This window comes from Rhizobium sp. PAMB 3174, assembly GCF_052908375.1.
Genome location: NZ_CM128608.1, coordinates 3674565 through 3687912 on the forward strand (window position 1 = coordinate 3674565; position 13348 = coordinate 3687912).

A 13348-nucleotide genomic window follows, 5' to 3' on the forward strand; every position below is an offset into this window, starting at 1 on the left:
TGGCAATGAAGGTCTGGAAGGCTACTTGGCGATACATGGTGCAAAAGGACGCAATGACAATGGTTCTCGCAGATCGTCTCGCTGAAGTTCTCAACAATATCGCCGGAACCGCAAAGCGCGCGGGGCGGGCCGAGGACAGTGTGACACTGGTCGCGGTATCGAAAACATTTGATGCCGACACCATCAGGCTGGCGATTGCTGCCGGCCAGCGGGTCTTTGGCGAAAACCGTGTCCAGGAAGCACAGTCGAAATGGCCGGAGCTGAAGCAGGAGACCGGTGGCATCGAATTGCACCTGATCGGGCCGCTGCAGTCCAACAAGGCGGCGGACGCTGTGGCTCTGTTCGATGTGATCGAGACTGTGGATCGGGAGAAGATCGCCCGGGCGCTTGCTGCGGAAATCGAGCGCCAGGACCGGACGCTTCGCCTCTATGTCCAGGTCAATACGGGGCTCGAGCCGCAGAAGGCGGGAATTGCGCCCGATGACGCGGTTGCCTTCGTCGACTTCTGCCGCAACGAGCTGAAACTTCCCATCGAGGGCCTGATGTGTATTCCGCCGGCCGGGGAAAACCCCGGTCCGCACTTCGCGCTGCTGCAGAAGCTGGCTGGCGAAGCGGGCCTTTCAAAGCTTTCCATGGGCATGTCCGGCGACTATCAGACCGCCGTCGAGTTCGGTGCGACGAGCGTTCGGGTGGGGTCGGCGATCTTCGGCGAGCGTTGAAACTGACTTTCGTCAAACCTTTTAATTTTTATCGCGGATGCACCCGCGTTCCTGCGTTTTAGCGCTTTCGAATTGATTCGGATTTTCCTATCTTTTCCCGTGAGGAGCACATGCGAATGCATGTGTAATGGGAGGAGAACATGGCAGACAACTACAAGGCGGCCTATGCCGGATGGCAGGCCGATCCCTTTGGCTTCTGGAAAAGTGCGGCGCAAGCGATTGACTGGTCGGTCTTTCCGCAGACGATCTTCGATCCGGCGATGGGCACCTATGGCCGGTGGTTTCCCGGCGGCATCACCAACACCTGCTACAATTGCATCGACAGGCACGTCATTGCCGGCAACGGCGAGCAGGCGGCGCTGATCTATGAGAGCGCCATCACCGGGCGGGATCGCGTCTATACTTACCAACAGCTGTTCGAATCGGTGAACGCCTGCGCCAGCGTTCTGAAGGATTTCGGCGTCGGCAAGGGTGACCGGGTGATCATCTACATGCCGATGATCCCGGAAGCCGTCTTCGCCATGCTGGCCTGTGCGAGGATCGGCGCCGTGCACTCTGTCGTGTTCGGCGGGTTTGCGGCCCATGAACTGGCCAAACGCATCGAGGACAGTGGAGCACGGATCGTCATATCGGCGAGCTGCGGGCTGGAGCCGAACCGGACGGTGCCTTACAAGCCGCTGCTCGATCACGCGATCGAAATTTCGAAGGTCAAGCCCGACCATTGCCTGATTGTCCAGCGTCCGGAGCTGGAGGCCGATCTCCTGGACGGTCGTGACCATGATCTCCGCGCCCTGATCGAGGTCGCGCTGGAAAAGGGCGCCCGCGTCGATTGCGAGCCGGTCGATGCGACGGATCCCCTTTACGTCCTCTATACCTCGGGAACGACCGGACAGCCGAAAGGTGTCGTGCGTGACAATGGCGGGCACATGGTGGCGCTGATGTGGTCCATGCGAAACATCTACGGTGTTTCACCGGGTGAGGCCTACTGGGCCGCCTCGGACATCGGCTGGGTGGTCGGACATTCCTACATCGTCTATGCACCGCTCCTGAACGGCAATGCCACGATCCTGTTCGAGGGCAAGCCGATCGGCACGCCGGACGCCGGGGTCTTCTGGCGGGTGATCAACAAGCACAATGTCAGGGTGCTGTTCACGGCGCCGACGGCTTTCCGGGCCATCCGCAAGGAGGATCCGAACGGCGACTTCATCGCCGAAAACCCGATGCCGGGCCTGCGGGCGCTGTTCCTCGCCGGCGAACGGGCGGATCCGGACACGCTCAAATGGGCGGAAGAGAAGCTCAAGGTGCCCGTCATCGACCATTGGTGGCAGACGGAAACCGGCTGGCCCATGGCTGGCAACCCGATCGGGCTCGACCTGCTGCCGGTCAAGCACGGATCACCGGCGGTCGCCATGCCCGGCTACGATCTGCAGGTGCTCGACGATGCCGGTCACCCGGTGCCGAACGGCACTCTCGGCAATGTCGTGGTCAAGCTGCCGCTGCCACCCGGTTGCCTGCCGACGTTCTGGAATGCGGATGAGCGCTTCCACAGCTCCTGCCTCGACGAATTTCCTGGCTATTACAAGACGTCGGATGCCGGTTATCTCGACGAGGACGGCTACATTTTCATCATGTCGCGCACCGATGACATCGTGAATGTCGCTGGGCACCGCCTGTCGACCGGGGCGATGGAGGAAGTCTGCGCCATGCATGCGGATGTCGCCGAATGCGCGGTGATCGGCATTGCCGATCCGATCAAGGGCCAGGTGCCTTGCGGCTTCCTTGTGCTCAACAATGGCGTCGATCGCGACCCCAAGGAGCTGGAGCGCGAGATCGTCGCCCTCATCCGCGAGGAAATCGGCCCGGTTGCCGCCTTCAAGATGGCGATCCAGGTCAAGCGGTTGCCGAAGACGCGATCGGGGAAGATCCTAAGGGGCACCATGCAGAAGATCGCCGATGGCATGCCGTGGACGATGCCGGCGACGATCGAGGACCCGGCGGTGCTTGACGAAATCACCGAAGCGATCCGGTCTCACTCGGCGCAGCATGCCGCATGAATGAAAAAGGCCCCGTGAGGGGCCTTTTATCGTCTGAATGATCGTCCGTGCTGAAATCAGCGGAAATCGTCTTCGTCGTCCTCGACCGTGTCCGACTTCAGCGACTTGAGCTTGGCGAAGACGGCGTCTGCGTCGATTTCCTTTTCCTCTTCCTCGGCATAGTTCGAAGAGAAGTTTTCGGTCTCGCGCGCGGATTCGAGTGTCGCACCCATTTCGGCGGCGGTCGGCAGCGGCCGGCCCTTCGATGCCTTCTCGACTTCCATGTCGAGATCGATCTGGCTGCAGAGGCCAAGCGTTACCGGGTCCATCGGTGTCAGGTTGGCGGAATTCCAGTGCGAGCGGTCACGGATCTGCTCGATTGTCGACTTGGTGGTGCCGACCAGGCGCGAAATCTGCGCGTCCTTCAGTTCCGGATGGTTGCGGACGAGCCAGAGGATGGCGTTCGGGCGATCCTGGCGCTTGGAAACCGGTGTATAGCGCGGGCCGCGGCGCTTCGATTCCGGAACCCGGACCTTCGGTTCGGCGAGCTTCAGCTTGTAGGCGGTGTCTTTTTCAGCCCGCGCTATTTCGTCGCGGGAGAGCTGGCCGGTCGAGATCGGATCGAGTCCCTTGATGCCCTGTGCGGATTCACCGTCGGCAATGGCTTTCACTTCCAGAGGATGCAGTTTGCAGAACTGGGCAATCTGTTCGAATGACAGGGATGTGTTGTCAACGAGCCAGACGGCGGTCGCCTTCGGCATCAGCAGTTGTTGAGCCATAGATAAAGTCCTTCTGTCCGTCCGCTCCGGGGGCGCGGGCCGTGGGTCAAACCACAATTTCCGGGATTTTCGCGCCTTCTATAAACGCAATGTGTCATAAATGCAATTCTTTCGAATGCGAATTGCTGACGCTTGATTGCCTTGTTTATTTCAGTTCTTATCTTGCCAGAACAAGTGGGACGGGAGGACGTCCTGTCATGCACACGGGAGGAGATTATGTCGGTGAAAACCTATCCGGTTACGAAGGCGGTCAAGGATCGCGCGCTGATCGATAACGACCGCTATCAGAAGTGGTACCAGGAAAGCATTGAGGAGCCCGAGAAGTTCTGGGACAAGCACGGGCGCCGGATCGACTGGTTCAAGCCCTATACAAAGGTGAAGAACACCTCGTTCAAGGGCAAGGTGCCGATCAAGTGGTTCGAGGACGGCATTACCAATGTCTCCTATAACTGCATCGACCGTCACCTGAAGACGCATGGCGATCGTACCGCCATCATCTGGGAGGGTGATAACCCCTATATCGACAAGAAGATCACCTATAACGAGCTTTACGAGCACGTCTGCCGCATGGCGAACGTTCTGAAGAAGCACGGCGTGAAGAAGGGTGACCGCGTCACGATCTATATGCCGATGATTCCGGAAGCGGCCTATGCGATGCTGGCCTGTGCCCGCATCGGCGCCATTCACTCGGTGGTCTTCGCCGGCTTCTCTCCTGAAGCGCTTGCCGGTCGTCTGGTCGACTGTGAGTCGACCTTTATCATCACCTGCGACGAGGGCCTGCGTGGCCGCAAGCCGATTGCTCTCAAGGAGAACACCGATACCGCAATTGACATCGCTGCCAAGCAGTATGTCATCGTCAACAAGGTGCTCGTCGTCCGCCGCACCGGCGGCAAGGTCGGCTGGGCACCTGGCCGTGATATCTGGTATCACGAGGAAATCCACACCGTTAAGGCCGACTGCCCGCCGGCAAAGATGAAGGCGGAGGATCCGCTCTTCATTCTCTATACGTCCGGCTCGACCGGCAAGCCGAAGGGCGTGCTGCATACCACGGGCGGCTACCTTGTCTACGCCTCGATGACGCATGAATATGTCTTCGACTATCACGACGGGGACATCTACTGGTGCACAGCCGACGTCGGCTGGGTCACCGGGCATTCCTACATCGTCTACGGGCCGCTTTCTAACTGTGCGACGACGCTGATGTTCGAGGGCGTGCCGACCTTCCCGGATGCCGGCCGCTTCTGGGAAATCGTCGACAAGCACAAGGTCAACATCTTCTACACGGCGCCGACTGCCATCCGCTCGCTGATGGGCGCCGGCGACGAATTCGTCAAGCGGTCCGACCGCTCGACGCTGCGGCTGCTCGGCTCCGTTGGCGAGCCGATCAATCCGGAAGCCTGGGAGTGGTATCACCGCGTTGTCGGTGACGAACGCTGCCCGATCGTCGACACCTGGTGGCAGACGGAAACCGGCGGTATCATGATCACGCCGCTGCCGGGCGCGACAGACACCAAGCCGGGGTCCGCGACGCGTCCCTTCTTCGGCATCAAGCCGGAGCTGGTCGACAATGAAGGCAACCTGCTCGAAGGAGCGACGGACGGCAATCTCTGCATTGCCGACAGCTGGCCGGGACAGGCACGTTCGGTCTACGGGGACCACCATCGCTTCATCCAGACGTATTTCTCGACCTACAAGGGCAAGTACTTCACGGGCGACGGCTGCCGCCGTGACGAGGACGGCTATTACTGGATCACCGGCCGCGTCGACGACGTGCTCAACGTTTCAGGCCACCGTCTGGGCACGGCTGAAGTGGAATCGGCGCTGGTTTCGCATCACAAGGTGTCGGAAGCCGCCGTCGTCGGCTATCCGCATCCGGTCAAGGGACAGGGCATCTATTGCTATGTCACGCTGATGTCCGGCGAAGACCCGTCCGACGCACTCAAGGCGGACCTGATCAAGCATGTCCGCAGCGAAATCGGACCGATCGCCTCTCCGGACAAGATCCAGTTCGCGCCAGGGCTGCCGAAGACCCGTTCGGGCAAGATCATGCGCCGCATCCTGCGTAAGATCGCCGAGGACGATTTCGGCGCGCTCGGCGATACGTCGACATTGGCCGATCCCGGCGTTGTCGACGATCTGATTGCCAACCGGCAGAACAAGGCCGCGGCCGCCTGACGCTGCAGTTAAATGCTCAATGAAAAAGCCCTCCCACGTTTCCGCGGGAGGGCTTTTGTTTGACTTGGCTTACGAAGCGATCGGGGATCAGCTGAAATCTGCCGGCAGGATGTCGGCCGGGATGTTCTGGTAGCAGACCGGGCGCAGGAAGCGGCGGATCGACAGAGTGCCGACCGAGGTGGCGCCGAAGTTCGTAGACGCCGGGTACGGACCGCCATGGACCATCGAATCGCAGACTTCGACACCGGTCGGGAAGCCGTTGGCCAGGACACGGCCGGCCTTGCGCTCCAGGATCGGCAGCAGCTTGCGGGCGAATTCGCTGTCGCCTGAGTCGAGATGCAGTGTCGTGGTCAGCTGGCCTTCGAGCTTGCGGGCAATCACCAGCATGTCCTCCGTCGAGTCGGCGAGGACGATGAGGCCGAGCGGGCCGAACACTTCTTCGCCGAGCTCATGGTTTTCCAGCCAGGACTTTGCATCCGTCTGGAAAAGATACGGTGCGGCATCGCGGTTGTTGCACATGGAGGTCAAAAGCGACTGGACAGCCGTGTTGCCCTCGATACGACGGGCGCCGTTTCGGTAGGCTTCGGCGATGCCGTCGGTCAGCATGGTCTGCGGTGCGACGGCAGCAAGACCTTCCTTGGCGTCCGCGATGAAGGCGTCCGCCTGCGGTCCCTTTACCAGCACGGCGATGCCGGGATTGGTGCAGAACTGGCCGGCGCCCATGGTCAGCGATCCGACCCAGCCCTTGGCAATTGCGCTGCCGCGCGCCGAAAGTGCTTCCGGCAGGATGAACATCGGGTTGACCGAACCCAGTTCGCCGAAGAAGGGGATCGGTTCCGGACGCGATGCGCAGAGATCGAAGAGCGCGCGACCACCACCGAGGCTGCCGGTGAAGCCGACGGCCTTGATCAACGGATGCTGGACGAGCGACTGGCCGACTTCGCGGCTGCCGCCCTGTATCATCGAGAAGACACCCGGATGGATGCCACTGGCCTTGACGGCGGCCAGGCCGGCTTCGGCAACGATCTCGCCGGTGCCGGGATGGGCGGAATGGCCCTTGACCACGACCGGGCAACCGGCGGCGAGTGCCGCTGCCGTGTCGCCACCGGCAACGGAGAAGGCGAGCGGGAAGTTGGACGCGCCGAAGACGGCGACCGGGCCGATCGGGCGCTGCATCATCCGCAGTTCCGGGCGCGGCAGGGGCTGGCGATCCGGGAGCGCCGCATCGTGGCGGCGGTCGAGATAGTCGCCCTTTTCGATATGGCTGGCGAACAGGCGCAGCTGGCCCGTGGTGCGGCCGCGCTCGCCCTGAAGGCGTGCCTCGGGGAGCCCCGTTTCCTGGCTGCCAATCTCGGTGATCGCCTCGGCACGGGCCTCGATCTCGTCGGCGAACTTGTTGAGGAAGGCTGCCCGTTCGGCACGGCTTGAATAGCCGAAGCTCCAGAATGCCTCTTCAGCGGCCTTGGCGGCCTTGTCGACCTGAGCCGGTGTGCCGGCCGAGAATGTATGGCTGGGGCCGTGGGCAGGCGAGGAGTCGAACGTCGTGTCGCTTGCGACCCATTCTCCGGCGATAAGGTGTTTGCCGTGCGGTTTGAAAGTCATGGATACCCTCCTCTCAGGCGCGAGATGCTGTTGGGACAAGTCGTTGTTTGATCTTCGAGCATCACTGACGAAGGTGCGCCCGGGTGAAGATGTCTAAGCGAACTGGTCTGCTGTTTGCGGCAATGAACTAGCACAAATAGTTCTGTCGCCCATAAAAAAAAGCAGGCAGCGCCGGATTTTGACGGTCGGGGCCGGATGTGCGGAGCTTTGGCTGTCGATCAGGGACGGAGCCGGTCTGGTCGTTGCCTGTGACCGACGTGGATGGCCGCGCGGCTCGTGGGAAGTGGTGAAACTGGTCCCGCCACCGTCATCATTCCAGCTTTGCGAAAGGAATGCTGTCTAGGACAGAAACCGGACGGTCGCCTGGCAAGGAACAACCGTCCGGCAGAACCGGCAAGCCGGCTCGAAGACAGGTTCGGAATCCCGGACATTCATTGTCCGCGCCGGATACAGCGATCCGGCATGAGGCGTTCTGCCTTAAGGATTTCGGCCTGTGCATGCCGACGAATGACTGCCCCCGGGCATTGCCCAGCTATCGAGGCAGGGAAAAAGGGGCGAATCATGGGCCGGCGCTATAAATTTGGTCCTTGCCCAATTCCATGTCCAGACACGGCGACCGTTTCCCATGGGCAAAATCCCGCTCGCAATGCCGGACCACCCGGCAGGCCCGGGAATCGCTTCAAATTTTATTAATCGAAAATGCGTAAGACTGAGCGTCGATGATGATCTCCCTGGGTCATCTGCCGGCCTGCGCGCCGCTGTCTAGCTCCATGAAGGGGCGCTTTCAATCAATGATGCCATATGCCGGCGCGCGTTCCCCACGCGCGGCCATGATTTCAATGCGAGAGGCTCCATGCGGAATTTTGCCCAGCGGTCCATTGCCGCAAAACTGATCCTTGTGACGGGATCGACAATTGCTCTCCTTCTTCTCATTTCGAACTTCTTCCTCATTTCGCAGACCGGCGACCGGGTGCAGCATCTTGCTCTTGACCAGGCGCAGGCCGAAGCGAAGGCGATCGCGATGAGCATTGCCGCGGATGTCGGCGAGATTTCCAGCGCTGCCCGCTCGATGGCAGGCATCATCGGCCATACGCATGCCGGCAAGCTCCTCGACCGCAAGGGTACGATCGATATTCTCAGAGCTAACCTGGAGCAGAACCCGTTTGCCTTCGGCAGCTGGATGGCGGAAGCGCCGAACGCATTTGACGGTCAGCAGGCCGAGTTCAAGGGCAAGACTGAGTTCGGCGGCAATGCGGATGGAGCATTTTCGCCTTACTGGTCGAAAGACCGAAACGGCAACATCCAGTTCGGCACCTTTGCCGTGGACTACAATGCGGAATGGTACGCCGCCGCGGCCAAGAGCCTCAAAGGCGCGATCACCAAGCCCTACCTGGCCGAAGGAACCGACGTCCCGACGATCATGAGCTCGATCGCCTATCCGGTAATGTCCGGCGGCAAGCTGATCGGCGTCTCAGGCGCCGATATTTCGCTCGCCTCCCTTTCGCAGAAGCTCGGCGCCATGAAGCCGTTCGGCACGGGCCGGGTCATGCTTCTGTCCCAGGATCTGAAATGGCTGGTCGGCCCGACCTCGGACGCGATGATGAAGGAGTTCGACGGGCAGAATCCGGAACTGATGAAGGCAGCCCTTTCCGACGCCAAGCCGGGTGAGATCGACAACATCGCCGATGCCGATGGCGAGAGCTACAGCCGGCTCATCTATCCTTTCGATCTTCCTGGCGTGAATGCACGTTGGGTCGTCCTGGTCGATATTCCAAGCGCTGTCGTCGCCGAGCAGGTCGACGCACAGACCAAGTTGATGATCGCCGGTGGTCTCGTCGTTCTTCTCGCCGCACTCGGCGGCCTCTATCTCGCTGTCCGCCGCTTCGTGCAGAAGCCGATGGCGAGCCTGGTCAGCGATGTCGCCAATCTCAGCCGCGGTGACTACACCACGCCGGTGTCCGGACAGGACCGGGCGGATGAAACCGGCGCTGTCGCCAGTGCGCTGGAAGGTTTCCGGCACAAGCTGGCGGATGCCGTGCGGCTCGAAGGCGTGGCCAACGAGCAGCGCCAGCTGACCGAAGCCGAAAAGGCCAAGGCGGAACAGGAGCGTAACGCCGCGGCGGCGATCCAGCAGGACGTTGTCTCGCGTCTGGCCGATGGTCTGTCGCAGCTTGCTGCCGGCAACCTGACCTACCGCCTGCAAGGCGATTTCCCAGGCGATTACGCGAAGCTCAAGGCAGACTTCAATTCGACGGTCGAGAGCCTCGAGGAAACCATCCAGACGCTCTCGGGTTCGGTCAGCAGCATTGGCAACGGCACGCACGAGATCTCGCAAAGCGCCAATGACCTCTCGCAGCGGACGGAAAAGCAGGCTGCCAGCCTGGAAGAAACCGCCGCAGCGCTCGACCAGCTGACCTCGCAGGTCAATTCCAGTGCCGAGAACGCACGACATGCGGCAAGTTCCGTCGACAAGGCGAATGCCGATGCCGGCAAGTCTGGCGAGATCGTGCAGAAGGCAATTGCCGCCATGCACGGCATCGAGCAGTCCTCGCAGGAGGTGAGCCGCATCATCGGCGTGATCGACGAGATCGCGTTCCAGACCAACCTTCTGGCGTTGAACGCAGGTGTCGAGGCAGCTCGTGCCGGCGAGGCGGGCAAGGGCTTTGCCGTGGTCGCGCAGGAAGTGCGCGAGCTCGCCCAGCGTTCGGCCAATGCGGCCAAGGAGATCAAGGCACTGATCAATGCCTCGGAAACGCAGGTCGGCGAAGGCGTGGATCTCGTCGGCAAGACCGGCCGTGCGCTGGAAAACATTGCCCAGCAGGTTCTACAGATCAACGGCCTGATCCAGCAGATTTCCGGCTCCGCCTCCGAGCAGGCCGTCGGCCTCAAGGAGATCAACGCTGCCGTCAACCAGATGGATCAGGTCACGCAACAGAACGCCGCGATGGTGGAAGAAACGACCGCGGCTAGCGCTGCGCTGAACGATGAGGCCAAGGTGCTGCAGTCGCTGGTCGCCCGCTTCCGCACCGGCGGCAGCGCTGCGCATTCCGCCGCGACACGCTTCACTCCGCCGATCAGCCAGCCGGCGCGCAGCGAAGTGAAGGCACCTGTCCGGCGCATGCCGGCGGTTTCCGGAAATACTGCGCTCTCCCAGGACGACTGGGAAGAGTTCTGATCCAGGATAGCACTGCACGCAACAAAGGCGGCGCCTGATGGCGCCGCCTTTTTCATGTCTGGCCCGAAGCGGTGCGTTGTCAGAAATCGATGGCCCGGCCCTTGATTTCCCAGTCACCGAAACGTGCCGGGTCGGGACCGCCGCGCCCGCCGATCTCTCGCGGCATGGCGGCTTTCTCCGCGGCCTTCCGTCGTTCCTCGGCTTCCTTCAGCGCCCTCAAGGCCGCCGGGGGCAGGTCAGGCTTCCGATCTCCGGCGTCACTGTTGTCGTTTGCCAGGTCTGGCGAATTTTTCTCTTCCATCGTCTTTTCTTACCGCTTCGTAATTGACTGGCATATTGATATCGCCCGGGGCGATCGCCACTTCATCGATGAACCATATTATAGGCCAATGCGTTCTCATGCCAATGGAAGGACAGGAGACAGGACAATGAACCTCGTTAGGACTGCAATGTTGCTGGCGTTCATGACGGCGCTGTTCATGGGCGTGGGCTACCTGATCGGCGGCCAGAGCGGCATGCTGATCGCGCTGGTGATTGCGGCAGGCATGAATTTCTTCTCCTACTGGAATTCCGACCGGATGGTGCTCTCCGCTTACCATGCGCAAGAGATCGACGAGGCCAATGCGCCTGAGTTCCATGCCATCATTCGCCGGCTGTCGCAGAATGCCGGGCTTCCGATGCCGAAGGTCTATCTCTACGAAAGCCCGCAACCGAACGCCTTTGCCACCGGCCGCAATCCCGAGAATGCGGCTGTCGCCGCATCCACCGGCCTGCTCAACAGGTTGTCTCCGGAGGAAGTTTCCGCCGTCATGGCGCACGAGTTGGCGCACGTCCAGCATCGCGACACCCTGACGATGACGATCACCGCGACTCTTGCCGGTGCGATATCCATGCTCGGGAACTTCGCCTTCTTCTTCGGTGATCGGCGGGACAGCAACAATCCCTTCGGTTTTGTCGGTGTGCTCGTCGCCATGATCGTCGCGCCGCTGGCGGCGATGCTGGTGCAGATGGCAATCAGCCGGACGCGTGAATACGAGGCGGACCGGCGTGGTGCCGAAATCTGCGGTAATCCGCTTTGGCTCGCCTCGGCGCTGGCAAAGATCGCCGGAGCGGCCGAGACGACACCGAACATGGACGCGGAGCGCAACCCGGCAACCGCGCACATGTTCATCATCAATCCGCTCTCCGGGGAGCGGATGGACAATCTCTTCTCGACCCACCCGAATACGGAAAACCGGATCGCGGCGCTGCAACAGATGGCAGCGAGCGGTGAGATGAACCACTCGACGGAGACTGTCGCCCCTGCTAAGCCGACCCGCAAGGCGCGCTCGGTTCCTGCTGCGGGATGGGGACGCGGTGACAATCAACCGCCGAAAGGTCCGTGGTCTTGAATGAACGCGTAAGCAGGAAAAAACAGAACAGGCGCAACAATACCGGCGGCGAGGCCGGTAAGGCGGCTGTCGAGCGGGAGCAGAAGCCTGGCCTTGAAGCACGCGCTGCCGCGGCCAAGTTGCTCGGCGCGGTCGTCGACCGCAAGACTTCACTAGACGGCATGCTGGATGCCGAGGGCGGCAATCCCGCCTACAAGGCGCTCAGCGCCGCCGACCAGGCACTGGTCAGGGCTATCCTGACGACGGCGCTTCGCCATCTGCCGCGGATCGATGCGGCACTGTCCATGCTCATCGATAATCCGCTGCCCGAGGGTGCGCGTTCGCTCTACCACCTGCTGGCCGTCGGGGCTGCTCAGATCCTCTATCTCGATATTCCGGACCATTCGGCGGTGGATATCGCCGTCGAACTCGCGACCCGTGACCCTCGCAGCCGACGTTTCGCGAAGCTTGCCAATGCCGTCCTGCGCAACATGTCGCGCAGGAAGCCGGACATCCTGCGAGAGACTGCGTCCATTTCGGTGATTCCGGAATGGTTCATGGAAAGGCTGGTTGCCGATTACGGCAAGGAGACGGCGCAAAAAATCGCCGAATCCCATAATCAGCCGGCTGCGATCGACCTGACGGTGAAATCGGACCCTGCCGGCTGGGCGGAGCGGCTTGGCGGCCAGGTGCTGGTGACCGGCAGCGTGCGTCTGGGTGCGGCAGCCGGCTTCATTCCCGATCTCCCCGGGTTTGCCGAGGGAGAATGGTGGGTGCAGGATGCTGCGGCCAGCATTCCCGCGCGGCTGTTCGGGGACATACGTGGCCAGCGCGTGGCGGATCTCTGCGCGGCGCCGGGCGGCAAGACCGCACAGCTAGTCCTCGCCGGCGCCGAAGTTACCGCGATCGAAAAATCCCGCAGCCGGCTGGCCCGGCTTCGCTCCAATCTGGAGCGCCTTGGCCTCCGCGCCGAGCTCGTCGAGGCAGACGCAGCCGATTACCAGCCTGAGGCGCTCTTCGATGCCGTGCTCCTCGATGCGCCTTGCTCCTCGACGGGAACGGCAAGGCGGCATCCGGATGTCTTCTGGACGAAGACTGAGGCCGACATCGAGAAGCTTGCGGGCGTGCAGCAGCGACTGCTACGGCATGCCGCCGGGCTGATTCGGGTCGGCGGCACCATCGTTTTTTCCAACTGCTCGCTCGACAAGGCCGAGGGAGAGGCGATGATCGAGAAAATATTGAGTGAAATAAACGGCTTGGAGCGCGTGCCGATTCAGGCCCAAGATTGGCCCGATTTTGCATATCTGATTTCTGGTAAAGGAGAGATCAGAACTACTCCCGATATGCAGGTCAGTGCCGAAGGTAACGCCTTCGGACTGGACGGCTTTTTTGCGTGTATTCTCAAGCGGCGCTCTTGAGATAACCTGTTATTTCTTTTCCAATACTCTGCTGATATTGATGAGGCGCGAATCGTTTTGAGCCCCACCAAGGCCAC

At 61.4% G+C, this 13348-nt stretch carries 9 protein-coding genes; 6 read left to right on the plus strand and 3 right to left on the minus strand.

The window, feature by feature from the left end; genetic code table 11:
• Positions 1-59: 59 nt before the first annotated feature.
• Both ACU5AY_RS17655 and ACU5AY_RS17660 read left to right on the plus strand, forming a co-directional pair.
• Entirely contained in the window at positions 60-719 is a 660-nt protein-coding gene (locus ACU5AY_RS17655; RefSeq protein ID WP_446827177.1) for a YggS family pyridoxal phosphate-dependent enzyme, read from the plus strand.
• 140 nt (positions 720-859) lie between these two features.
• Positions 860-2773, plus strand: coding sequence for a propionyl-CoA synthetase (locus tag ACU5AY_RS17660; protein WP_446827178.1), 1914 nt, complete (start codon positions 860-862; stop codon positions 2771-2773).
• Between the two features lie 56 nt (positions 2774-2829).
• On the opposite strand, the gene ACU5AY_RS17665 is transcribed toward ACU5AY_RS17660, so the two are convergent.
• Positions 2830-3531 (minus strand): DUF1013 domain-containing protein, encoded by a 702-nt coding sequence (locus tag ACU5AY_RS17665; protein WP_446822378.1) that lies wholly within the window; start codon positions 3529-3531, stop codon positions 2830-2832.
• Between the two features lie 216 nt (positions 3532-3747).
• On the opposite strand from ACU5AY_RS17665, the gene acs reads away from it, so the two are divergent.
• Entirely contained in the window at positions 3748-5706 is a 1959-nt protein-coding gene (gene acs / locus ACU5AY_RS17670; RefSeq protein WP_446822379.1) for an acetate--CoA ligase, read from the plus strand.
• 87 nt (positions 5707-5793) lie between these two features.
• Here the strand turns inward: acs and ACU5AY_RS17675 are convergent, their stop codons facing one another.
• The gene (locus ACU5AY_RS17675; protein WP_446827179.1) at positions 5794-7308 is read right to left on the minus strand and encodes an aldehyde dehydrogenase (NADP(+)); all 1515 of its coding nucleotides are present in this window, start codon (positions 7306-7308) and stop codon (positions 5794-5796) included.
• Between the two features lie 853 nt (positions 7309-8161).
• Here ACU5AY_RS17675 and ACU5AY_RS17680 point away from each other — a divergent pair.
• Positions 8162-10483, plus strand: coding sequence for a methyl-accepting chemotaxis protein (locus ACU5AY_RS17680; protein WP_446827180.1), 2322 nt, complete (start codon positions 8162-8164; stop codon positions 10481-10483).
• A 79-nt stretch (positions 10484-10562) separates the two neighbouring features.
• Here ACU5AY_RS17680 and ACU5AY_RS17685 read toward each other — a convergent pair whose 3' ends face one another.
• A complete protein-coding gene (locus tag ACU5AY_RS17685) occupies positions 10563-10784 on the minus strand; it encodes a DUF1674 domain-containing protein (protein WP_446822382.1) in 222 nt (73 codons plus the stop codon).
• Between the two features lie 127 nt (positions 10785-10911).
• Here ACU5AY_RS17685 and htpX point away from each other — a divergent pair, with 127 nt between their 5' ends.
• Together htpX and ACU5AY_RS17695 are read left to right on the plus strand one after the other, a co-directional pair.
• Positions 10912-11874, plus strand: coding sequence for a zinc metalloprotease HtpX (htpX, locus tag ACU5AY_RS17690; protein ID WP_446822383.1), 963 nt, complete (start codon positions 10912-10914; stop codon positions 11872-11874).
• A complete protein-coding gene (locus ACU5AY_RS17695) occupies positions 11865-13271 on the plus strand; it encodes an RsmB/NOP family class I SAM-dependent RNA methyltransferase (RefSeq protein WP_446827181.1) in 1407 nt (468 codons plus the stop codon). Before htpX ends, ACU5AY_RS17695 begins: the two co-directional genes overlap by 10 nt.
• Positions 13272-13348 lie beyond the last annotated feature (77 nt).

Excerpts from the sequence above, each read along its gene's own strand:
- htpX (WP_446822383.1), top strand. The coding sequence starts at position 10,912 with ATGAACCTCGTTAGGACTGCAATGTTGCTGGCGTTCATGACGGCGCTG.
- ACU5AY_RS17675 (WP_446827179.1), bottom strand. The coding sequence starts at position 7,308 with ATGACTTTCAAACCGCACGGCAAACACCTTATCGCCGGAGAATGGGTC.
- acs (WP_446822379.1), top strand. The coding sequence starts at position 3,748 with ATGTCGGTGAAAACCTATCCGGTTACGAAGGCGGTCAAGGATCGCGCG.
- ACU5AY_RS17685 (WP_446822382.1), bottom strand. The coding sequence starts at position 10,784 with ATGGAAGAGAAAAATTCGCCAGACCTGGCAAACGACAACAGTGACGCC.
- ACU5AY_RS17660 (WP_446827178.1), top strand. The coding sequence starts at position 860 with ATGGCAGACAACTACAAGGCGGCCTATGCCGGATGGCAGGCCGATCCC.
- ACU5AY_RS17680 (WP_446827180.1), top strand. The coding sequence starts at position 8,162 with ATGCGGAATTTTGCCCAGCGGTCCATTGCCGCAAAACTGATCCTTGTG.
- ACU5AY_RS17655 (WP_446827177.1), top strand. The coding sequence starts at position 60 with ATGGTTCTCGCAGATCGTCTCGCTGAAGTTCTCAACAATATCGCCGGA.
- ACU5AY_RS17665 (WP_446822378.1), bottom strand. The coding sequence starts at position 3,531 with ATGGCTCAACAACTGCTGATGCCGAAGGCGACCGCCGTCTGGCTCGTT.